The sequence below is a fragment of the Acinetobacter sp. NIPH 542 genome, assembly GCF_000369825.1.
GTDB classification, from domain to species: Bacteria; Pseudomonadota; Gammaproteobacteria; order Pseudomonadales; family Moraxellaceae; genus Acinetobacter; species Acinetobacter oleivorans.
Map to the genome: position 1 here is coordinate 170,446 of NZ_KB850204.1, position 22,693 is coordinate 193,138.

Consider the following 22,693-nt stretch of genomic DNA (forward strand, 5'->3'; position numbering starts at 1 on the left):
AAATAAAAAAGACCTCAGTTGAGGTCTTTTTTATTTGTTCCACTTAAGCAAGGCAATCTTGCTTTGGTGTTAGGCTGTCGCAGTACAAAGGATTGAGTGCACATTGCAAATCATCAATTTGATCTTGAGTCACATAACCTTTCATTTTTAAATATTCAGCCACGCGGTCATCACGCAAGCTTAAAAACGCTGCATCATAAACGCCTAAATCTACAAAAAGCGCAGCTGTTTCTAGGCTATTGAAGCGATCAAGGAAAATATCATTGCCATACATTAAGAAGATATGGTCGAGTTTTGCTTTTTCATCGACATGTAGTCGTTCAGCAAGTTGATCTGGATGAGTTTTAATAAAGAGTAAGTCAGAAAGCTCATCAAACTGAGTCATATCTAGCTGATTTTCGCCAAGTTTGACATGACCAAGCCAAGCTTTGAAAACCAGTACAGCTCCACCGCGAAGTAACATGCTCCAAATTTGATGACGTGTATCGTGATCAAGATTTTCACTTTCAGCGCTAAGCACTTTTAAGAAGTTTTCTTCTTGTTGTGCCAATTTATCAAATAAGCCTAATCCTTGAGGATGATAAGCCGCAGGTGCAAACACATCAAAATTTAGATCATGAAATACATTAAGGGCGAGTGGGACTGCACTTTGATAAATCGTATTTAACGCTTTGATATGGGCTTCATTCAGCTTGCTGTTGGGAAAAATACTTTGCCAATCTAGTTCAGGAAGTAAAGCATTGGCACTGTATTGACGATAAAACTGTTGAGATGAGAGTTGGTTTTTGGGGCTATTATCAGGAATATTCATGGCAATTGTCCTTTGCATTAATTCGTGAGCAGGGGTGCTTAATATAGAAATCGGTTAAAAAATGGTTATACATTTATCAAATGCGTTTGGAATAGTTATGTGTCATCAAGAATGCAAGTAGAATAAGACTAAAGTCGTATATGGTGGTTTTTGTTAAATAATAATTTTAAAAAACAGATAGTTATTAAATTGTAACTAAGTATACAAGTGTTCACTTACAAAAAAGATGGGCTTTGCCATAGAAAAAGGGCTGTTGGAAAGTTTAGCCAATTATTTAATCAACAAAAGTAGACTTTTTGAGCAGTTCTGCCTATTGGCTTAAATTAAACCTATAACTTTTGCCAAAAAATCTCTCCCAAACCTATAAAAAGCTTGGGAGAGGAAAATGTTTAATCTGTCGCGCTGGCAATTTTAAGTCCCGATAGCCATGCTCTTAGAGAGGCTGGTTTAAGCGGTTTTTTGAGTAAAACAATATTCAGTTCTTTCAATTGTTGAGGTAACTCTGGATGGGAGTCCGCTGTAATTAAAGCAACCGGAACATCATACTGTCGATTTTGCAAAATAAAATCGACACCGAGTTGGTTGTTATTTAAATGCTGATCGATAAGCCAGACCTGAATATTCTCTTTTTGAATAATCTCAAGTGCTTGTTCTGGTTCAGTGGCTTTAAAAACCTCATAACCCCATCGACCTAATAAGCTACTCATTCCTTCTAAAATAGTTTCATCATTGTCTAAACATAAAATCCGGTAGGCTTTAGTTTTTAAAGGTACTGCCTGTACGGTTGGAGTTATCACTTTTGGCGCTTCTACGACTGGAACCTCAATCATAAAACAGGAGCCTTTATTGAGTTGGGAGTAGACATGAACAGGGTAATTCAATAAACCTGTCATACGCTGCACAATTGCAAGACCTAAGCCTAGGCCTTGCTCACCCCACGGTGATAAATGCCCACAGCGTTCGAACTCTTGAAACAGTTTAATACGTTGTTCTTCGGCAATTCCGGGGCCTGTATCCCAAACACCAATACGAATATGGTCAGGTTTTTGAGCCGAACGTAGAACACCGACAATCACTCGGCCTTTGGCAGTATAACGCAGTGCATTACTCACAAAGTTTTGAATAATACGTCGTATCCACTGTGGATCTGTGTCAATCCAGAACGATACATCGTGAACTTTGAGTGAAATATTTCGCTGAGCAGCAATCGATTTAAACTGTAGTTCAAGATCACTGAGTAAATCATGCAACGGATAAGGCAGTCTTTTTGGCTGTATGCTACCGCCTTCTAAACGGGCAATATCGAGTAGGGCAGAGAGCATACTTTCTGCGCCATACAGGGCGCGGTCGAGCTGTTGCAAAGTTTGGCGATCTTCTTCAGTTGCGATGCTTTGTTCAAGAACGGTACTAAAGAGACGAGCCGCATGCATAGGTTGTAATAAATCATGACTTGCCGCTGCTATAAATCGGCTTTTTGACATATTTGCCATATCGGCTTGTTCGCGTGCAAGCTGTTGCTCGGTTAAAGCATCAGCAAGTTGTTGGGTTCGGTCTTTTACGCGCGCTTCAAGTATTGCCTCATTTGCACGGAAAGCGGTAATGTCGGCGAATGTTGTAACAAAGCCTCCACCTGAAATAGGATTACCACGCATTTGAATAACGCGTCCGTCTTTACGGATTCGTTCAAATTCATGTGCACTTCCGACTTTCATCCAGTGTAAGCGTTTACGAACATGTTCTTCGACTGAACCAGGGCCGCATTCGCCGCGTTCAGCGTTATAACGAATCAAATCGGCAATTGGACAACCCACATAAACTAAGTCTTTCGGGTAGCCAAATAGTTTTAAATATTGGTTATTCCAAGCCACCAAACACATATTTTTATCAACCACACTCACCCCTTGGGTCATGTGGTCAATCATTGTCATGAGCAAGTTTTGATTGAAACGTTGCCACTGTGAGGCTTGGTCTAAAATATTCGCGACTTGTCCTAATGCAAGACCATTATTAATCATTGCTGTAGTGAGCAAAGTACGTGCAGAAGCAGCTCCGATAATACCCGCGAGATATTGCTCGGTAAAACGCCACCACATGCCATTGGCGATGCTATTCGGGTTGAGCGTGAGATGATTTTGCTCGCAAAAGTTCTCGAATGCTTGTGTTGTTGGTTGCTCACCTGTAATTCTTTTAGCAAGCGCGAACAGGTCACCTACTTTTAAACGTGCAGCATCATGCGGTAAATAAGTTAAATCAGTAGAGGTATGCGGTGATGGCAATGGCTTGGTTTCATAGTAGAAAAAGCTTTCTGCCTGAATTTGTTCTGCCACACTTGGGCGGTAAAGTTTAGAAATCCAAATATATAAAACAATATTTAAACCAAGAGACCAGATTACACCGTGTGTAAGTGGCGCAAATGATTCAAAACCAAAAAGTGACTCTGGTCTTAAGGCGTTAATTCCAAAAGGGCCAAAAAGCAAAATACTTTGGGCAGTTTCCTGATAGGCCTCTGGCAAGCTACGTAAAATCGTTGGAAATAGTAATGTGTAACTCCACATCAAAAATCCAATAATGAGGCCAGCATAGACACCTTGTCGGCTTCCGCCTCGCCAATACAAGCCTCCAATAAGCGCGGGTGCAAACTGGGCAACGGCACTAAATGCCAATAAACCAAATACTGAAAGCTGGTTAATATCATTAAAGAAATGGAAGAATAAAAAGCCAAGTAGCATCACCGCGACAATACTAATACGACGGCTGAATTTAAGAACTTTAGGTAAATGTTTATCGTGACGTGATAGCAACTTAAAACGCCAGAGTGCGGGCATAATCAAGTCGTTACTGAGCATGATAGATAGGGCAACAGATGAAACCAGCAACATGCCTGTTGATGCAGAGAACCCACCTAAAAAGGCCAGTAAAGCTAACCATTCTTGGTTATAACTCAGGGGCAATGAGAGTACTGCAACATCAGGTACAGTTAAGAACTTCGGTGCTGCATGTAATGCCCAGCTTGCGATCGGAATAATGGCTAAAATCGTTAAAATCAGATAAACCGCAAACCATTTGCGTGCACCGCGAATATGTTTTTCATCTCGTAATTCGACAACCGCGACATGAAACTGGCGAGGTAAGCAGATAATTGCTAAACCTGCCAATAAGGTCTGAATCCAGAAAGTTTCAGGCACGCCAAACAACTGAACTTCTTGAAAGGTTTGGTTCACATCTGATGTGACTTGGACAAGGTTCGCTGGTGTTTCAAAAATAAAAAATAAAGCAACGCAAATCAGCGCGAATAATTTTACAAAAGATTCAAATGCCACAGCTAACATGAGGCCGCCATGTTGCTCGGTATTGGCAATTTGCCTTGTACCAAAAATCATGGCCAAAATAGCCAGTACACTGGTTAAAAGCAAAACACTATTGGTGGTTGTATGGATATGAGCATTCTGTTCCATAATGACAGAAGTACTTAAAGCAATCGCACGTAACTGTAGAGCCAGATAGGGAATAATTGCGATTACAGCTAAAATGGTAACCAGTGATGCCAATACCCCACTTTTCCCATAACGCGCCGCTACAAAGTCAGCAATTGACGAAATCGCATGGTGCTGGCGTACCCGACCTAAACGTCGCCAAATGTCATAGCCAAACCAGACAAATAATAGTGGTCCTAAATAAATAGGCAAGAAAATGACGCCTTCTCGAACAGCTGCTCCAGTCGCGCCGTAAAATGTCCATGATGAACAGTAAACACCTAGTGTTAAGCTGAACAAGAACATGCGGCCACGTGTACTCAGACGGCTGGCATGCTTTTCACCAAAAAAAGCACAAATAAATAAGAGTGCTATATAAAGGGTGAGTACCCCAATAATCAGCCAGCTGTTCATATGACTCACATGATTAAAACCTTGTGCCTATCATACCCCAAGCAGAAACAAAGCTATAAATTGATTAAATTTTAACGACCAAAGTCTAAGTTACGAATTACACGTAATTTTGCTAACTTTAATCCTGAGAAACTACTATTAAAAAGTGGCCAAGGCTGGGCACAGGGCAAGGAGTTTGGTTATGGATCAGAACCAAGTAGAACAGATTCTACGCAATCCAAAGTTTCAAAAGATGGTCAAGAAAAAAAGTACATTAAGTTGGACACTCACAATCATCATGTTAGTTCTTTATGTGGGTTTTATGCTGCTTGTTGGCTACAACAAAGAATTTTTGATGAGTTCATTTAGTGGTGGTGTAACGACATGGGGAATCCCACTAGGTTTAGGAATTATCGTTTTATCTTTCCTATTGTGTGGTGTGTATTCTTTTATCGCGAATAATACCCTTGACCAGTTGAGTGAAGAAGCGTTGAAGGAAGTTGAAGCCATCACGCATGAGAAAGGACTACACTAATATGAAATGGAATTCATTAAAAGCGAAAGCCTTATTGGCAGCAGCATCGCTATATTCAACAGTGGCTATGGCAAGTCCAGATCTGGGTGAAGCTGAACAACAAGCAACCAACTGGCATGCTATTATTATGTTTGTTATTTTTGTTGGTTTCACTTTGTTTATTACGAAGTGGGCTGCGAAGCAAACTCAATCAACACAAGATTTCTATACAGCAGGTGGCGGAATCAGCGGTTTCCAGAATGGTCTGGCAATTGCGGGTGACTATATGTCTGCTGCATCTTTCCTTGGTATTTCTGCACTTGTGTTTAGTTCAGGCTTTGATGGCTTGCTTTACTCGCTTGGGTTCATGGTAGGTTGGCCAATCGTTTTATTCTTGGTTGCAGAACGTTTGCGTAACCTAGGTAAATATAACCTTTCAGATGTGGTTTCATTCCGTCTTGAAGAGAAACCAGTACGTACTTTAGCTGCAGTCAGTTCACTTGTTGTAGTGGCATTCTATTTGATTGCTCAAATGGTAGGTGCGGGTCAGCTCATCAAATTATTATTTGGTTTGAACTACAATATCGCTGTTGTCATCGTTGGTTTATTGATGATGGCATACGTAATCTTTGGTGGCATGTTAGCAACAACATGGGTACAAATTATTAAAGCGGTTATGTTACTCAGTGGTGCAACCTTCATGGCATTCATGGTGATGAAAGCAGTTGGTTTCAGCTTCAGCAACATGTTTAGCCAATCAATTGAAGTATTCAGTAAAGTACACGACATCAGTTTGGCCGATGCTTCAAAAATTATGGGGCCGGGTAAACTTGCGGCAAATCCAATTGATGCCTTGTCTCTAGGTTTGGCGTTGATGTTTGGTACAGCAGGTCTTCCACACATCCTGATGCGTTTCTTCACTGTAAAAGATGCAAAAGAAGCACGTAAATCGGTTGTGGTTGCAACAGGTTTCATTGGTTACTTCTACCTTTTAACTTTCATTATTGGTTTCGGTGCGATCCTTTTCGTATCAAACAATCCGCAATTCCTTGATGTTGCGAAAATGGCAGTAACAGGCAAACTTGAGCTTGTTGGTGGTAACAATATGGCAGCCGTGCATTTAAGTGACGCTTTAGGCGGTGACTTATTCATGGGCTTCATTTCAGCAGTAGCATTCGCAACGATTCTTGCTGTTGTTGCTGGTTTAACACTTTCAGGCGCATCTGCAATCTCTCATGACTTATACGCTAACGTATTCAAAAAAGGTCAAACAACACCTGCTTCTGAACTTCGTATGTCAAAAATTGCGACATTGGGCTTAGCAATCTTCGCAATGGTTTTGGGTATCTTGTTTGAGAAGCAAAACGTAGCATTCATGGTTGGTTTGGCGTTCTCTGTAGCTTGTTGTGCAAACTTCCCGATTCTTGTTCTTTCAATGTTCTGGAAAGGCTTAACGACTCGTGGAGCGGTTATTGGTGGTGTTGTTGGTCTTGTAACAGCAGTAGTGCTCATTGTTCTTTCTAAAGCAGTTTGGGTAGATACTTTAAAAATCTCTGATACACCAATCAACCCGTTCAATGGTCCAGCGTTATTTGCGATGCCATTGTCATTCCTTTGCTGTTGGTTCTTCTCGATAACTGACAACTCTGCACGTGCTAAAAAAGAGCGTGCCGCTTTCGATGCTCAATATGTTCGTTCAATGACAGGTATTGGTGCATCTGGTGCATCGGATCACTAAGACTAATATTGTTAGCTCATTCTTCAAAAAGCCCTACGGGGCTTTTTTTATACTTATTTTATTTCCAATCTAGAGTTTAGATATTAATAAAGAACAACTTGTTTGCCTGATTTTGTGTACAGTATTATTTGTTAAATCTCAAAAAAGCATAATGAAACAAGGAAAATAATAATGCGATCTATTATTGAATTTTGGGCAAGTTTTCGTTTACTGCCTTCTGCATGGCTGTTATTCGTTCAGTTTATTTTGTTGATTTTAGCCATGCTGACATTTGATAGTTTGCCTTACCGGACTTTAACGTGGTCATTAGGTGTCCTTGCTTTATTATTGATTGCCAAAGTTATTCGCCAGACCCCAATGTTTACTTTTTTAGGCTTAACATTTGTGAGCGGTGCAATTCTGTCATCAGTACTGATTGTGTTGGGATATAGCAATTTATATATTCAGCTATTTGCCCATAGCTGTGAAGCTCTAGCCTATTTTTCGGCAGCTTATGGTTTGTTTCGTTATATGTTCGCTGACCGATATTTAACAAGAGATGAACTATTTGCGGCGGCAGCAGTCTTTACACTGATTGCATGGGGTTTTGCATTTTTATATAACATTTGCCAGCTTATTTTCCCTTATAGCTTTCAAAATCCAAATAACGCCCATGCTTTCCAAACTTGGTTAGATTTACTCTTTTTAAGCTTTAGCTTGCAGTCGGCTACAGGCTTATCCGACCTCATGCCAATCACTCCACCAGCGCGCGTTTTAGCCATGCTACAAATGTTCTGTGGGGTCATGTATTTAGCTTTAATCGTCACCCGTCTAATTGCTTTACAATATATTACCCACCTCCCTAAAAAAAATTCAGATAAATAATGGAGGAGGTGTTTTAATTTATTTACACCTTTGTAACTGCAATATTCTTTAAGTTTATTTAGAGTGTTATCGGCTTTCTCTATTGAAAGCTCTAGCTTTGTTCATTCTATGAATATCTTATTGGCATTTAAGCCTGTCACTCGTCATTAAAATAACATGGAGGATTTATGCCTTCCAAACAGTCCGGTTGGTTCGCAAACGTTAATCCTAACGTATTTTTAGGTACGGTCATTATTATTGCTTTGTTTTTAGCAGTGGTTGTGATCGCTCCGAGTTCTTTTGAGCTTCTAACACAGCAATTAAAACAGTGGATCACTGATTCATTTAGTTGGTTCTATGTTTTATCTGTTGCTTTCTTTCTCATCTTATTGATTTACATTGCCTGCTCCTCGATTGGACGCATTAAATTAGGACCAGATCATAGTCAGCCTGATTATAACAATGGGTCTTGGTTCGCCATGCTGTTTACCGCAGGGATGGGGATTGGACTGATGTTCTTCGGCGTTGCCGAACCTGTCATGCACTATGTTAATCCACCAAGTGGTGAGGCTCAAACGATTGATGCAGCACAGCAAGCATTAAGAGTTACCTTTTTCCATTGGGGACTACATGCTTGGGCAATCTACGCTGTAGTTGGGTTAGCTTTGGCTTACTTTGCCTATCGGCATAATTTACCTTTAAAGACCCGTTCAGCACTTTATCCACTCATTGGTAAGAGAATTTATGGGCCATGGGGCGATAGCATTGATATATTCGCGACCATTGGTACTGTATTTGGTGTAGCGACCTCTCTTGGCTTTGGTGTTACCCAGATCAATTCTGGTTTGCATTATTTATTTGGAGTAGAGCAAAGCACCAATATTCAAGTCTTACTCATTATTTTCGTGAGTATGTTAGCTTCCTTATCTGTGTTTCTGGGTCTTGATAAGGGTGTAAAACGTTTATCGGAGTTAAACTTAGTTTTAGCTTTAATATTATTGGTATTTGTTTTTATTGCTGGTCCAAGTATTTATTTACTTCAAACGACGATTCAAAACACTGGGCAATATATCTCTAACCTATTTACCATGACATTCAACTTATATGCCTATCAGCCGAATGGATGGATTGGTGGTTGGACAATTTTGTACTGGGCTTGGTGGATTTCTTGGTCGCCGTTTGTGGGAATGTTTATTGCCAGAGTTTCTCGTGGCCGTACCATTCGAGAATTTATTGTTGGGGTTTTACTCATTCCAACAGGCTTTACCATTATCTGGATGGGTTTCTTAGGAAATGCTGCCTTATTCAGTATTATTCATGAACACCAAACAACATTAATTCAGGCTGTTCAGCAAGATTCATCAGTTGCATTATTTGAATTCTTAGGTCACTTACCGTGGTCTGGAGTGATGAATGTCTTGGCAACTATTTTGGTGGTTTTATTTTTTGTGACATCTGCTGACTCAGGGGCATTAGTCACTGACTATTTAACTGCTAAATCTGAAAATTCACCAACTTGGCAGCGTCTGTTCTGGACGGTACTCATGGCTGTGCTCGCAATTATTTTATTGCTAGTCGGTGGCTTGGCTGCACTTCAGGCTTCCATCATTATGAGTGCGTTACCTTTTACTGTCGTCATGCTCTTAATGAGTTGGGGATTAATAAAAGCCTTACATCTTGATGTCACAAAAATGACAGCCATTCAGGAAGCACGCATTACACCACGTGCGATTCATAATCCAAGGAGCTGGCAACAGCGTCTAGGGTTAATCATGCACTATCCTCATAATGAAGAGGAAGTGCGTGAATATATTGAGAAGCAAGTGGCTGGTGCATTTGAAAATATTCAACATGAATTTAGACGCCGTCATCTTGAGGTTTCAATTAGCCAACTTGAAGATGGTATGCAACTTCGGGTGGACCATCACAATGAAATTAATTTTATTTATAAAGTTGTTCCACGTGAAACAGTACCACCAAGTTTTTTAATTGGGCGTACTGAAGCCGAAGACGGACAATATTTCCAAGCAGAAGTTTTCTTAAGAGAGGGTGGTCAGAACTATGATGTAATGGATTGGACGCAAGAAGATTTAATTCAAGACATTATTGATCAATATGAACGTCATCTGTATTTCTTAAATATTGTGCGAAGCTAATATTTAAGTATAAAAAAAGGACTCAATTGAGTCCTTTTTTAATTCGATTTCTAAATTAAATTAGAAACGGAATTTAGTATTTAAGCCGATAGTTTGTGTATCGTAGCTAGTAGACGCATTTTTAACGTCAGCTTTCATGTACGATGCACCAACTGCTAAAGCTGGAGTAATGAAGTAGTTTACGTTACCACCCCAAGCTTGACGGAATTCACCAAGGTCATTACCTTTGATGTCAGCTACGCCATCGTTACCAATGAAAGATGCGCCAACACTTAACTTAGGAGTTAAGTAAAGGTCAGTTTTCAAACCGTATTGGTTTTCTTGACCGAAAGCACCAGCAGCTTCAAAACCAATTGCCATGTTAGTTCCATCGATTGGACCTACATATTTAGCACGTGCTGTAACAGCATCTTGGTCGTCTTGAATCGCAGCAGTTTGGTTTACAGCAGAGTAGATACCGTTGCTGATGATGCCAAAGTTGTCTAAAGCGAATTGGTTAGCAACACTTGTATAACCAACAGTCATCAAGAAGTTAGGTAACAACATAGCACCAACTTCTAATGCATAACGGTCGCCGTTGTCATCTTTAGAGAAGTTGTTTTTACCATCAACATCAGTGTGGTTGTAAGTTGCGCTAGCATATACAGGAAGGTAAGGAGTAGGAACATAAGCCTCACCTTTAACACCGTAAGTACCAACGTGGTAGTTTACGTTGCCTTGGTCATACTGTTGGTAGCTGTAACCTACAGATACGTTAGAAGCTTGGTTCAAGAAAGCTGCTTCAGCTAAAGGACCTTTAGTGGTATCAACATTTTTTAAATAGTATGTACCAGCAACGTCACCAGTGAAGTTTTTATCGTTTGCAGTTGTGTCAACATATTCAGATTGACCTTGAACTTCAAATTGATAAGCATGAGCACCGGTCATGGCTAATAGTACAGCAGTGGCTAAACCAAGTTTTTTCATAATCATTTCCAGCAATAACAAGAGATAAAGCTGGGGTCATTGTATTGTAACAATTTATGAAGTCAATAATGAAAAAAAGGAATGTTAAAGATATTTGACACTTATGTTAAAATTGGTGAAAAACTAATCAAATGAAAAGTAAATTGTCAACCTGATAAAAAAATGAACATTTACAAGAGGCTAATAATTATATTTCATAACGAATTTAGAAATAAATGTTTAAAAGTTATTACAATTACGATTGGAAAAAATGATTAATATGATCGGTTTTAACATTAAGTAAATTGTAGAGTTGCTTACATGTTGAGTAAAAATTCACCAATTTATTATCGTATTCATACTATTTTGAGGAGTGGTTAACAATATTTAGATTAGTTTAACTAAAAAATTTAACTATTTTTAATTATTATATAAGTTAATAAAATAAAAGAAATCTCTATTTTAAGTTGAAAAATCGATTAAATTTTTAATTCTGATTAATTTAATCGACTTTACAAAAGTAGAGATAAGTCACATAATTCAATCGCAAAGTTCACTGCCTAACGTTTTTAGGATTTAAAGTGCTTTCCCAGATACGATGTGTGTATCACATCAGACTTTACGAGCTCAGCTTTCCCCAAGGTTGAGCTTTTTTTTATCTATAAGAAAATCTTAAAATTATAAGAAAATTTATATGAACTTTATTGGAAAATAATAGAACAAAAAGAACCCAGCTTAAAGCTGGGCAGTGGATGCTGGGAGAAGCGCATCCAAGAGGATAACTAGATATGTTTATTATCATTGCTAAAAATTTTTAATCTGTAAAATAGAGTTTTTTTATAAAAATCATTTAATTTTTCGATACTATTTATTTAAGCTTACTAAAATCTAGAAGCCGTATAATTATTAAAAGAGAAATGAAGGTTTTATTGATGAAATTCTAGTTATTAAAATGCTAGGATGGATTTAAGCCTAATTTATATCGTATTAAAAATGGCAGGACATTTACGGAGTACCAGCTAGAAATGTCAGGATTACGTTCAGAGCATATTAGTAATCGACTGTTCTTTTTTATGCTGGTTATTATTTTGTCCTTATTATTCATGGCTGTACCGCTTATTGTGGGAAGCTATCAGGATTATATAAAAACTAGACAAGCCTTAGCCGAAATAAAAAGTTTAAGAGCAGTAGCAGATATTGCCTATAAAATTTCTAAGGAGCGTGCTCCTGCCAATAAGATGATGTCGAGCAGTCCTGGTGATTTATTAAAGAATCAGCAAGAATTAAAAAAGTTTCGTTTAATTGTTGATGCGCAAATTGATACAAGCATTCTTATCTTAAAACAAGCAGGCTATGTTTCATTAGCAAATGAGCTGCAAACCAATTTCAAAGAAAATCTTAGACAAGCTCGACGTGTCGTTGATTATTACGGTGAAACTCCTTATAGAGCCAGAACTTCCGTTCAAATGGATAATGCTATTTTAGGAATGTTTGGAGTCTGGGATCATTGCAGGGAAATACTGCAAAAACTGATGTTGCAGCTAAAAAGTAAAGATAGCCGTATTTCTAATTACTTTACGCTCATTATAGTTCTAACCGATATGCGCGATCAGGCGGGACGGATGGCGTCTAATATTATTGCTCCTGTGAGCTTTAATGAAGAAATTCCAAGTAATAATCGCGCACGTTCTCTGCAAACTCAGCATCAATCTAGATATTTATGGATTTTGGTCGATACCTTGCAGCCTGAACAGGCAAAGACTCCTGAATACCGTCGGTTATATGCCCGAGTGAAATCAGAATTTATAGATAAGGGTATTCCGATTGTACAAAACCTATTAGATGAAAGCCAAAAAGGGGAGCCATATGATTTAAATGGCACCCAATTGACAGAAGCAATCGTAGGTAAATTTACTACAGTGGTTGATTTACAAAGTTATATTCTTGATGAAAGTGTAGCAATTGCAACTCAAGAAAATATAAGTGCCCGAAAAGGTTTTCTTTTAACTTTATTAATATCTTTAATTTCTTTAGCTACAGCTTTACTTACGCTGAATTATGCACAAAGAAGGGTATTTTCTCCTTTAATAAAAGCAAGGACTTTAATTTTAGATTTATCGCGTAGTTCTAATCATTGGACAGATGAGATGAATATGACAACAAAAGGTGAATTTCTTTCCCTGTTTGAAGCGATTGATCGATTACAGCGTATGTTGCAGCAGCGCGATGCTTTTGAATTTCAATTAAAGAATATTGCCAATACAGATCCATTAACTGGTGTGTCTAACCGTTTAGCTTTATCTGAATATTTAAAAATTGTTGAAAGTTACCCTCAAAAATTTACGCAAACCTGTTTAATGATTATAGATATTGATCGTTTTAAACAGGTGAATGACCAATATGGGCATATTGTAGGTGACCATGTCATTGTTAGTATTGCCGAGCAGTTAAAGCAAAATATTCGAAGTTCGGATTTAATTGTTCGTTATGGTGGAGATGAGTTTTTAATATTATTAGAACAGGTGCAATTTGTAGATGCCCGTCTTTTAGCAGAGAAAATTCGGATTGCCATTTCTTTAGAAGAAATTGATTTATCTGGTTTAGATGAAAAATTGCATGTGTCTGTGAGTATTGGTTTTGCCATAGGCGCAGCGAGTTGGATAGAGCTTTTAGAGAAAGCTGATCGTTCACTATTAAGAGCTAAGGCCCGAGGTCGGAATGCAGTTGAGGGGTAAAAAAGCCGGAAATGAGTTCCGGCTTTTTTATTCAATAAATTACTTCAACATTGGTTTTAAGAAGCGGCCAGTATGGGAAATTTCAACCTCAGCCACTTGTTCAGGTGTGCCTTCGGCAATGATCATACCACCGCCCGAACCACCTTCTGGGCCTAAGTCCACAACCCAATCCGCTGTTTTAATGACATCAAGGTTATGTTCAATCACAACAATGGTATTACCTTTGTTGCGTAGCTCATGCAAAATGTCGAGTAACTTGGCAATATCGTGGAAATGTAGACCTGTTGTTGGTTCATCCAAGATATAAAGAGTTTTACCCGTATCACGTTTAGCTAACTCACGCGCTAGTTTTACACGTTGTGCTTCACCACCAGAGAGTGTAGTCGCAGCTTGACCTAAACGAATATAGCCTAAGCCCACCTGAGTTAAGGTTTCTAAGCGGCGGTGAATGACTGGAATTGCACTAAAGAATTCAGCAGCATCTTCAACCGTCATTTCTAAAACATCAGAAATGTTTTTGCCTTTATAGCCGACTTCAAGCGTTTCACGGTTATAACGTTTACCATGACACGCATCGCAAGGTACATACATATCTGGTAAGAAGTGCATTGCGACCTTAATCATGCCGTCGCCTTCACAGGCTTCACAGCGTCCGCCTTTCACGTTAAACGAGAAACGGCCTGCACTATAACCACGGGCTTTTGCCTCTGGCGTTTGAGCAAATAACTCACGGATTGGCGTAAATAACCCTGTGTAAGTTGCAGGGTTAGAGCGTGGCGTGCGCCCAATTGGGCTTTGGTCAATATCAACGACTTTATCAAGGTGTTGTAGACCATCAATTGAGTCAAACTTTTCAGCTGTTAATGTGGTTGCGCCATTGAGTTGTGTTGCAGCCAATGGAAGTAACGTACGGTTAATGAGTGTCGATTTACCTGAACCTGAAACGCCAGTCACACAAGTCATAATGCCGAGCGGAATTTTCAAATCGACATTTTTAAGGTTATGACCACTTGCCCCAGAAAGTTTGATGAATTCATCTGGGCGCGGTGATTGAGTCCGTTGTTTTGGTATTTCAATTTTGAGTTTACCTGAAAGGTATTGACCTGTGAGTGAGTCAGCATGGTTAGCCAATTCATCGTAAGTTCCTTCGGCAATAATCACGCCACCATGTATCCCGGCTCCCGGACCGATATCAATAATATGGTCGGCTGCACGAATAGCATCTTCATCGTGTTCAACGACTAATACCGTATTACCTAAATCACGTAAGCGAATCAGCGTTTGTAATAGACGATCGTTATCACGTTGATGCAAACCAATAGACGGTTCATCAAGGACATACATCACACCCATTAAACCTGCACCAATTTGTGAGGCTAAACGGATACGCTGTGCTTCACCACCCGATAACGTTTCGGCAGAACGAGCTAAACTTAAATAGTTAAGTCCAACACTCACCAAGAAATGTAAACGCTCTCGAATCTCTTTAAAGATTTTATCGGCGATTTCACCTTTAGCACCTTCAAGATTTAAATCTTGATAATAACTTTCAGCATCACCAATCGACATGCGAGTAATGTCGGCAATCGTTTTATCTTTAACGCGAACATGGCGTGAAATTTCATTTAGACGTGAGCCATCACATGCATCACACGCTGCATTAGAAAGGTATTGAGCTAAATCATCTCGTACATAGTTACTTTCAGTTTCACGGTAACGACGTTCAAGGTGAGGCAAAATCCCTTCAAACGGTTGTACGCGAGTATGTTTACGGCCACGCTCATCGATATAGCTTAAATCAACTTTTTCTTTGCCAGTGCCTTGTAAGAATTTCTTTTGAGTGTCTTTATCTAGCTGGTTCCAAGGCGTATCAAGTTGAAAACCAAAATGATCGGCAACTTTTTGCAGCATCGAATAGTAATATGGACGTTGACGATCCCATCCACGAATAGCCCCTTCACTAATTGCAAGATCAGGATTTGGAATGAGCTTTTCAGAACTAAAATGACTGCGTGTACCTAAGCCATCACAAACAGGGCAGGCACCGAACGGGTTGTTAAATGAAAACAAACGTGGCTCAAGCTCTGCGACTGCACGATCACATTCAGGGCATGAATGCTTCGCAGAAAAAACGCGATCAGGATGTTCGCCATTCATCCATGACAAAACAGCAATATCGCCACCTAAACGCAGTGCAGTTTCAAATGATTCTGCAATACGGTTACCTAAATCTTCACGTACTTTAAAGCGGTCAACGACAACTTCAATAGTATGCTTTTTCTTTTTGTCGAGTTCGGGTGGCGTATCAATATCAATGATTTCACCATCAACACGGGCACGAACAAAACCTTGGCCTTGTAGTTGCTCGAAGAGGTTACTGTATTCACCTTTACGCTCACGAACGACCGGGGCAAGCAACATGAGTGCTGTGCCTTCTTCAAGTGTTTTTACCGCATCGACCATTTCAGAAATAGTTTGCGCAACCATCGGCAAGTCGTGTTCAGGGCAGTAAGGTGTACCGACACGTGCATAAAGCAAACGCAAATAGTCATAAATTTCGGTAATCGTACCTACCGTTGAACGTGGGTTATGGCTCGTAGATTTTTGCTCAATAGCAATCGCTGGAGATAAACCTTCAATCGAATCGACTTCAGGCTTTTCCATTTGCGATAAAAACTGGCGAGCATAGGCCGAAAGCGATTCGACGTAACGGCGTTGTCCTTCGGCGTACAGGGTATCGAAGGCAAGAGAAGATTTTCCTGAACCTGATAACCCCGTAATTACCACAAACTTATCGCGTGGAATATCGAGAGACACATTTTTTAAATTATGGGTACGTGCGCCTCGAATACGGATATGACTTTGGCTCATAAAACATCTCAATTATGTATTAATGAAAATTTAGGTGTTGTTTTGATTAGCACAGGGAGATGTGGCTATTTATAAACAACAGACCCTATATATGATAACGATTTAAAATTGTTCAAGTGGTACAAAATGATTTAAAGCGACAAATTGTGACGGTTAAACGACAATCGACAAAATTTGTTTAAATAAGCAGGTTGTATTTTTAACATTCCTTTCTTTTGATTTCTACTTCTTGGCAAATTTTATTGAGCAACATAATTTTACTAGACGACTGGTCTAATAGTGGAGTATGGTGTTTGCATGAAACGATTAAATAAAAGCGAAACCACGCGACAACATATTTTGGATACGAGCTTTGAACTGGTATTACACAAAGGATTTGTCGGTGTTGGTTTGCAAGAAATTTTAAAGACTTGTGACGTACCCAAAGGTTCGTTCTATCACTACTTTGCTTCGAAAGAGGCATTTGGTTGTGCCTTGCTAGAGCAATACATGGCCAACTATAAAGTTCGTATGGAACAGCTTTGGCAGCACAGTGAGCAAAGTGCCCATGCCCGTTTAATGGCGTTGTGGCAGGCGTGGATTGATGATCCCGTATATGGCAGCTGGGCTGAAAACTGCCTGATTGTGAAATTGGCGGCAGAGGTTTCGGATTTGTCGGAAGATATGCGCCAAATTCTCAATGACGGTGTGTACAAATTAACGCAGCGTCTAGCTTTGCTCCTCAAAGAAGGGCAACAGGAAGGGTCAATTCCAAAACATATTGATCCTTTGAAAACTGCGCAAGTCATGTATCAGTTATGGTTGGGTGCCGCTTTGCTCACAAAATTGTCGCAAGACAAAGCACATCTACATCTAGCTTTAGAAACGACCCAACAACTCTTAAAACCGATAGAGGAATAAAGAATGCGAAGTATTATCCATGGTAATTTTGGCGAACCTGTAGACGTTTTAGAGCAGGCGGATATGCCAAAGCCAGAACCAAAAGCAGGCGAAGTGCGTATTAAAACCATCATGTCTCCAATTCATAATCATGATGTATGGACAGTACGTGGAAGCTATGGCTACAAGCCAACTTTACCTGCGATTGGTGGTAGTGAAGCCGTTGGTATTGTAGATGCGCTGGGTGAAGGCGTTACTCATGTACAGGTAGGGCAACGTATCGCAGTTGCATCTGTGCATGGCAGTTGGGCTGAATACTTTATTGCACCGGCTCAAGGGCTTATTCCACTCAATAATGAAATTGATGATGAGACAGCAGCACAGCTGATTGGTATGCCAATTAGTGCCCTCATGCTTTTAGACTTTGTAAATGTTCAACCGGGTCAATGGCTCATTCAAAACACGGCAAATGGTGCAGTAGGTAAAACAGTTGCGATGATTGCACAGGCACGTGGTTTACCTGTGATTAATCTGGTTCGTCGTACTGATGCAATTGCCGAGATGCAGGCATTAGGGATTCAACATGTTATTGCGACTGATCAGCCAAACTGGAAAGAGCAAGTTAAACAGATTCATGGCGACCAACCTCTTATTGCTGGTGTGGACTCGATTGGTGGCAGCGCAAGTGGTGAAATGTTGAATCTACTCAGTGAAAATAGTCTATTGGTTTCGTTTGGCAGTATGACTGGTGAAACCATGCAAATTTCATCGGGCGATTTGATTTTCAAACAAGCGACAGTAAAAGGTTTCTGGGCGAGTGTAGTCAATAAAGAAATGCCAGCAGCTCGTAAAAAGGAACTGATTGTTGAGTTATTAACGTTAGCAACTCAGAAAAAATTAATCCTTCCTGTAGAAGGTATATTTAGTTTTGATGAGATTAAAACAGCAGCCCAAAGAGCAACACAAGGTGCTCGCCAAGGCAAAGTGTTGTTAAAACCGTAACACACTAAAAGATCAGTCGAGAGACTGATCTTTTTTCATTTCTTTAAAATAAAAAGGAAAATTATATGATCGGACAAATATTCATTGCGCTTATTGCCATATTACATGTTTACATTTTAGTGTTAGAAATGTTTTTGTGGGACAAGCCTTATGGCATGAAAGCCTTTGGAAATAATGCAGATACAGCAAAACTCACCAAAGTTATGGCACAGAACCAAGGGCTTTATAATGGTTTTTTAGCGGCGGGTTTGTTTTGGTCTTTATTGGCTGATGCACCGTTTGCGACATCAATCGCTAATTTCTTTTTAGGCTGTGTACTCATTGCAGGTATCTATGGTGGTCTGACTGCCAGTAAAAAGATTATTTATATTCAGGCAGTTCCAGCATTGATTGCTTTAGTCGCTGTTAATTTTCTTTAAAAAGCGCAGAATACAGCGTTTTGAAATGGAAATGATCGGGTAGGATCAGTGTATGTGGGCGTTATTTTTAAAATGTATGTTGGGGGCTGGGGTTGTCCTCATTATTTCGATTTTATCGAAAAGTAAGGCATTTTATATTGCTGGTTTAGTCCCGCTTTTTCCTACCTTTGCCTTGATTGCTCATGTGATTGTCTATCAGCAAAAAGGAGCTGAAGCATTACAGAAAACGGCTCTGTTTGGTCTATGGTCACTTATTCCTTATGCCATTTATTTAGTTGCTGTTTATGTGCTGGCAACGCGTATGTCGATGTGGTCTTGTCTAGGACTGGCAACTTTATGTTGGGTGGTCGCAGCGGCAGGCTTAATTTATGGCTGGCAACTGTTTCAACATTAAAAGATTAAGAGATAGTCCTTAATCTTTTAAATTGAACTAGCTTTATGACGGATCGATAATGCGGGTTTTGAGCATCCCTTCAACTAAATTAATCATCTTTTGGCGAGAAAGAATTCGAGGCAATTGAGACGTTAAATAGTTGCTACATCCCACCACAACTGTTGCTTTATTCTTATCTAATGCTCTAACTGTTGCAGACACAACGTCCTCAACTGTAGAGCTTTTCATACCACTCGTATCGGCATTTGCCACCTGAGTAAAATTGGTTTCGGTATTGCCTGGACAAACTGCCAGAAATTTAACACCTGAAGAGCTATATTCTCCTGCAAGCGCTTCAGTAAACTGCAATACAAAAGATTTACTTGCACCATAAACGGCAATATAGGGTAACGGCTGGAACGCGCCTGTCGATGAAATATTAATCATGATGCCTTTTTTGTTCGCAAGCATATGGGGCAAAAATAAATAACATAAAGACGTTACGCTGCTGATATTAAGCGTGATCATTTCTTGATAGGTAGATACAGATTGATCTAAAAATTTAGTCCATTTTCCAAATCCTGCGTTGTTAATTAAAATATCTACCGTTAATTTTCTAGCTTGTACTTCATCAAATAAGCTTTGAGCTGAATTGGGTTGAGCTAAATCTAAAACGATCACCTCAACATTCACGTTATATTTTTTTCTGAGTTCATCGGCTAAATCATTTAGTTTCTGTTCAGAGCGTGCTGTTAAAATTAAATGAATTCCTAAAGATGCAAATTCTTGAGCATAGGCTTTGCCTATTCCTGAAGATGCGCCTGTAATTAATGCTGTTGAATTTTTAAATATTGAAAGATGAGCACTCATTTTATTGGTCCGTAATAAAAGAAGTCATTACGATAAACCTTGTCCCTAAGGGCAGAGTCAAGCACTCATTTTGAAAGCTATTTGCAGATTTTAACCAGCTGTTTTAGGCAGAAATCTTATTGGTAATATAAGTCTGAATAATCTCATCTTCCAGTTCTTTTAAATCTTCTTGTAAACGGTTTAACGCTTTTTTTTGCTCAATAATTTGTTGATTCTTTTTTTGAATAAGCTGCTGTGCAATTTCTACAGGAAAGCGATTATTTTTATATTTTAAAGCGGACAAGTCATAAAGCTCGGCAAGGCTAAATCCAACAGCTTGTGCAAGGCGGATCATCTTAACGGATTTAACATCAATCTCTTCATAAATACGATAATTGCCTCTTCTTTTTGCGACTGGTAGTAAGCCTAATTTCTCATAATGCCGAATGGCTTTAGGAGTGGCTCCAGTTAAAGATGCTAATTCGCCGATATACATATTTATCTCGCATTTTATTAAAAATGGTCAGCGTCTTGAACGATCTGACCGATTCTTTTGAAGTTTTAAATATGGTCTAAACCTAGCCATTGTCTTTGGTGGTAGGCGCTATCCCAAAATAACCACTCAAGTTTTGCACCCATGGTGTACGCGGCATGCATTTTTTCTAAAGTGTCTGCATCACAACGTGCGGCAACTTTATCTACTGTCGCAATCACATTACGAACGGCTATATGGAACTCTTCACCTGCATAGGTATCAATCCATGCTTGATAAGGGTTATTAGGAATTGATTTATCTACAATATCTTTACCGACTTCGGCATAAATCCAGAAGCAAGGTAACAGTGCAGCGAGTACGACAGGGTAGCTTTCAGACCAAGCAGTTGCTGTTAAAAATGAAGTGTAATGATGGCCTGCTAAAGTTAATGGCGTATTTTTAAATTCTTCTTTGGTCACCCCAAAGTTTTTCATGAAGTCATCATGCAAACTACGCTCCACCACAATTGCAATTTTAGCAGCATCTGAAAATTGCATAATATCGTCGGCCTCAAACGCCTTTGCTGCCGCAACAGCAAGTACGCGACCATAAGCCACTAAATATTGGGCATCTTGAATGACATAATGACAAAAAGCTTCTTTATCTAAAGTACCGTTAGCAAGTTCCTGATTAAAAGGCAGGTCGAGAATTTTTTGATATAAATTTAAATTACGTTGCCAGAGTTCTTGAGAAAAAAGCATAAAATCATTCCATTTAAAATAAGACAGCTGAACCGGATTTTAAATCAATTTTAAAATACAAAAATAATAATGATAGATATATCGCAAGAAAATATTTAATACGATTAACAAGTTAATTAAAAATTATAAATTTCTTTATTAAACAGAGAGATAAAGTAACGGGAATAACGGCACAAAACAACATCGTTTTGTGGTTAATTATCGATATAATAGCCGCGGTTTTAAGAAAGATTAAATTTAGTTCTTGGTATAGGTCTGATCCATGAAGCATTTCCGATTTTCGATATTTTTTACGGTGGTGTGTTTAGCACTATCCGCGTATTGGGGTTTTACCCATGGACCTGAAGCTGGCGTGTCTACCATGCTTAAAGCTTTAACAATTACAGCAATTTTAGCGGTAATGGAGGTCTCTTTATCTTTTGACAATGCTGTCGTAAATGCATCGGTTCTACGTAATTGGGATCCGTTCTGGAAAATGATCTTTTTAACGGTAGGTATTTTAATCGCCGTTTTTGGTATGCGTTTAATTTTCCCTGTCGTGATTGTTGCTGTAACCGCTGATATGGGTGTTATTGAAGTGGCAAAATTGGCACTCAATGATCCGAAAACTTATTCTGAGCGCTTAATGGCACACCACGCTGAAATTTCAGCTTTTGGTGGAACATTCTTATTATTGGTTTTCTTAAACTTCTTCTTTGATGATGAAAAAGAAACGCATTGGTTTAGATGGCTTGAATCTAAACTTTCAAGTTTAGCTAGCGTACCTGCCATGTCTGTTTTTATTGCTTTGATCGCTTTAATTGTGATGGCAGGTTATGTAGATGACCATCAACGTTTAGCAGTGACCATGGCCGGTATTTGGGGCATTGTGGTTTACATTGGCGTTGAAGTATTAAGTCATTTGTTAGGTGGTGAGCCTGAAATTGATGAAAATGGTAATGCTGTATTACAAGATGGCTCGGGTGCTGCGTCTGGTGTGGTTAAAGCTGGTTTAGGTGGTTTCTTATATCTTGAAGTATTAGATGCATCATTCAGTTTTGACGGTGTGATTGGTGCATTTGCAATTACCAGCGACGTTGTTGTGATTATGTTAGGTCTTGCAATCGGTGCTATTTTTGTCCGTTCTATGACTGTTTATCTTGTTGAAAAAGGTACGCTAGATGCTTACGTGTTCTTGGAACATGGTGCGCATTACGCAATTGGTGCTTTAGCATTCATTATGATTGCAAGTGGTACAGGCGTACATGTACCTGAAGTTGTGACAGGTTTAATTGGTGTAGCGTTTATTGTGTGGGCTGTTATTGCTTCAATTCAATATTCGAAGCGCGAGCAACAGTCGCCTTAAGCTAATTTTCAGTAAAGTTGTTTAGAATAAAGAGGCTGAATGCCTCTTTATTTTTTTAAGCTGAAATCGTTAATTTAAATAAGGTGTCCCGTATTTTTAGAAACGAATCGG

17 protein-coding genes are annotated in these 22,693 nt (G+C 39.2%); 10 read left to right on the forward strand and 7 right to left on the reverse strand.

Translation table 11 applies throughout. The features are described from left to right. Positions 1-43 precede the first annotated feature (43 nt). Positions 44-811, reverse strand: coding sequence for a hypothetical protein (locus tag F886_RS01820; protein WP_005300676.1), 768 nt, complete (start codon positions 809-811; stop codon positions 44-46). A gap of 389 nt (positions 812-1,200) precedes the next feature. Next, positions 1,201-4,698, reverse strand: coding sequence for a hybrid sensor histidine kinase/response regulator (locus tag F886_RS01825; protein WP_034590658.1), 3,498 nt, complete (start codon positions 4,696-4,698; stop codon positions 1,201-1,203). A gap of 181 nt (positions 4,699-4,879) precedes the next feature. On the opposite strand from F886_RS01825, the gene F886_RS01830 reads away from it, so the two are divergent. The 4 genes from F886_RS01830 (at position 4,880) to F886_RS01845 (ending at position 9,928) form a co-directional block, all read left to right on the forward strand. Further along, a complete protein-coding gene (locus F886_RS01830) occupies positions 4,880-5,212 on the forward strand; it encodes a DUF485 domain-containing protein (RefSeq protein WP_005300680.1) in 333 nt (110 codons plus the stop codon). A gap of 1 nt (position 5,213) precedes the next feature. Continuing rightward, positions 5,214-6,929, forward strand: a complete 1,716-nt coding sequence (locus tag F886_RS01835) for a cation acetate symporter (protein ID WP_005300682.1) — start codon at positions 5,214-5,216, stop codon at positions 6,927-6,929. Between the two features lie 171 nt (positions 6,930-7,100). After that, positions 7,101-7,793 carry an ion channel gene (locus tag F886_RS01840; protein ID WP_005300685.1) on the forward strand — a complete coding sequence of 231 codons (693 nt, stop codon included), beginning with the start codon at positions 7,101-7,103 and terminating at the stop codon, positions 7,791-7,793. Positions 7,794-7,960: 167 nt separating this feature from the next. Beyond that, positions 7,961-9,928, forward strand: a complete 1,968-nt coding sequence (locus F886_RS01845; protein WP_005300687.1) for a BCCT family transporter — start codon at positions 7,961-7,963, stop codon at positions 9,926-9,928. A gap of 60 nt (positions 9,929-9,988) precedes the next feature. Here F886_RS01845 and omp33-36 read toward each other — a convergent pair whose 3' ends face one another. After that, positions 9,989-10,894, reverse strand: coding sequence for a porin Omp33-36 (gene omp33-36 / locus F886_RS01850; RefSeq protein ID WP_005300691.1), 906 nt, complete (start codon positions 10,892-10,894; stop codon positions 9,989-9,991). A gap of 1,004 nt (positions 10,895-11,898) precedes the next feature. Between omp33-36 and F886_RS01855 the strand changes: the two genes are divergently transcribed. Next, the gene (locus tag F886_RS01855) at positions 11,899-13,608 is read left to right on the forward strand and encodes a GGDEF domain-containing protein (RefSeq protein ID WP_005300694.1); all 1,710 of its coding nucleotides are present in this window, start codon (positions 11,899-11,901) and stop codon (positions 13,606-13,608) included. Positions 13,609-13,647: 39 nt separating this feature from the next. Here the strand turns inward: F886_RS01855 and uvrA are convergent, their stop codons facing one another. Continuing rightward, positions 13,648-16,479 carry an excinuclease ABC subunit UvrA gene (gene uvrA / locus F886_RS01860; RefSeq protein ID WP_005300695.1) on the reverse strand — a complete coding sequence of 944 codons (2,832 nt, stop codon included), beginning with the start codon at positions 16,477-16,479 and terminating at the stop codon, positions 13,648-13,650. A 297-nt stretch (positions 16,480-16,776) separates the two neighbouring features. On the opposite strand from uvrA, the gene F886_RS01865 reads away from it, so the two are divergent. The 4 genes from F886_RS01865 (at position 16,777) to F886_RS01880 (ending at position 19,173) form a co-directional block, all read left to right on the forward strand. After that, positions 16,777-17,379 (forward strand): TetR/AcrR family transcriptional regulator, encoded by a 603-nt coding sequence (locus F886_RS01865; RefSeq protein WP_005300697.1) that lies wholly within the window; start codon positions 16,777-16,779, stop codon positions 17,377-17,379. Positions 17,380-17,382: 3 nt separating this feature from the next. Beyond that, positions 17,383-18,360 carry a zinc-binding dehydrogenase gene (locus F886_RS01870; protein ID WP_005300699.1) on the forward strand — a complete coding sequence of 326 codons (978 nt, stop codon included), beginning with the start codon at positions 17,383-17,385 and terminating at the stop codon, positions 18,358-18,360. Between the two features lie 65 nt (positions 18,361-18,425). Then, entirely contained in the window at positions 18,426-18,779 is a 354-nt protein-coding gene (locus F886_RS01875; protein ID WP_005300700.1) for a DUF1304 domain-containing protein, read from the forward strand. A gap of 52 nt (positions 18,780-18,831) precedes the next feature. Beyond that, positions 18,832-19,173: a GlpM family protein gene (locus tag F886_RS01880; RefSeq protein WP_004789991.1), complete on the forward strand. Its 342-nt coding sequence runs from the start codon at positions 18,832-18,834 to the stop codon at positions 19,171-19,173. A gap of 42 nt (positions 19,174-19,215) precedes the next feature. On the opposite strand, the gene F886_RS01885 is transcribed toward F886_RS01880, so the two are convergent. The 3 genes from F886_RS01885 to tenA all read right to left on the reverse strand — a co-directional run bounded on the left by F886_RS01885 (position 19,216) and on the right by tenA (position 21,237). Next, on the reverse strand, positions 19,216-20,022 hold the full coding sequence (locus F886_RS01885) for an SDR family NAD(P)-dependent oxidoreductase (protein ID WP_005300702.1): 807 nt from the start codon (positions 20,020-20,022) through the stop codon (positions 19,216-19,218). Positions 20,023-20,125: 103 nt separating this feature from the next. Next, positions 20,126-20,497 carry a MerR family transcriptional regulator gene (locus F886_RS01890; protein ID WP_005300704.1) on the reverse strand — a complete coding sequence of 124 codons (372 nt, stop codon included), beginning with the start codon at positions 20,495-20,497 and terminating at the stop codon, positions 20,126-20,128. Between the two features lie 65 nt (positions 20,498-20,562). Beyond that, a complete protein-coding gene (tenA, locus tag F886_RS01895) occupies positions 20,563-21,237 on the reverse strand; it encodes a thiaminase II (RefSeq protein ID WP_004789986.1) in 675 nt (224 codons plus the stop codon). Between the two features lie 262 nt (positions 21,238-21,499). Between tenA and F886_RS01900 the strand changes: the two genes are divergently transcribed. Next, on the forward strand, positions 21,500-22,582 hold the full coding sequence (locus F886_RS01900) for a DUF475 domain-containing protein (protein ID WP_005300706.1): 1,083 nt from the start codon (positions 21,500-21,502) through the stop codon (positions 22,580-22,582). Positions 22,583-22,693 lie beyond the last annotated feature (111 nt).

Excerpts from the sequence above, each read along its gene's own strand:
- F886_RS01825 (WP_034590658.1), bottom strand. The coding sequence starts at position 4,698 with ATGAACAGCTGGCTGATTATTGGGGTACTCACCCTTTATATAGCACTC.
- F886_RS01840 (WP_005300685.1), top strand. The coding sequence starts at position 7,101 with ATGCGATCTATTATTGAATTTTGGGCAAGTTTTCGTTTACTGCCTTCT.
- F886_RS01830 (WP_005300680.1), top strand. The coding sequence starts at position 4,880 with ATGGATCAGAACCAAGTAGAACAGATTCTACGCAATCCAAAGTTTCAA.
- uvrA (WP_005300695.1), bottom strand. The coding sequence starts at position 16,479 with ATGAGCCAAAGTCATATCCGTATTCGAGGCGCACGTACCCATAATTTA.
- F886_RS01880 (WP_004789991.1), top strand. The coding sequence starts at position 18,832 with ATGTGGGCGTTATTTTTAAAATGTATGTTGGGGGCTGGGGTTGTCCTC.
- F886_RS01870 (WP_005300699.1), top strand. The coding sequence starts at position 17,383 with ATGCGAAGTATTATCCATGGTAATTTTGGCGAACCTGTAGACGTTTTA.
- F886_RS01875 (WP_005300700.1), top strand. The coding sequence starts at position 18,426 with ATGATCGGACAAATATTCATTGCGCTTATTGCCATATTACATGTTTAC.
- F886_RS01885 (WP_005300702.1), bottom strand. The coding sequence starts at position 20,022 with ATGAGTGCTCATCTTTCAATATTTAAAAATTCAACAGCATTAATTACA.
- F886_RS01845 (WP_005300687.1), top strand. The coding sequence starts at position 7,961 with ATGCCTTCCAAACAGTCCGGTTGGTTCGCAAACGTTAATCCTAACGTA.
- F886_RS01865 (WP_005300697.1), top strand. The coding sequence starts at position 16,777 with ATGAAACGATTAAATAAAAGCGAAACCACGCGACAACATATTTTGGAT.
- F886_RS01855 (WP_005300694.1), top strand. The coding sequence starts at position 11,899 with ATGTCAGGATTACGTTCAGAGCATATTAGTAATCGACTGTTCTTTTTT.
- F886_RS01835 (WP_005300682.1), top strand. The coding sequence starts at position 5,214 with ATGAAATGGAATTCATTAAAAGCGAAAGCCTTATTGGCAGCAGCATCG.
- omp33-36 (WP_005300691.1), bottom strand. The coding sequence starts at position 10,894 with ATGAAAAAACTTGGTTTAGCCACTGCTGTACTATTAGCCATGACCGGT.
- F886_RS01900 (WP_005300706.1), top strand. The coding sequence starts at position 21,500 with ATGAAGCATTTCCGATTTTCGATATTTTTTACGGTGGTGTGTTTAGCA.
- F886_RS01890 (WP_005300704.1), bottom strand. The coding sequence starts at position 20,497 with ATGTATATCGGCGAATTAGCATCTTTAACTGGAGCCACTCCTAAAGCC.
- F886_RS01820 (WP_005300676.1), bottom strand. The coding sequence starts at position 811 with ATGAATATTCCTGATAATAGCCCCAAAAACCAACTCTCATCTCAACAG.
- tenA (WP_004789986.1), bottom strand. The coding sequence starts at position 21,237 with ATGCTTTTTTCTCAAGAACTCTGGCAACGTAATTTAAATTTATATCAA.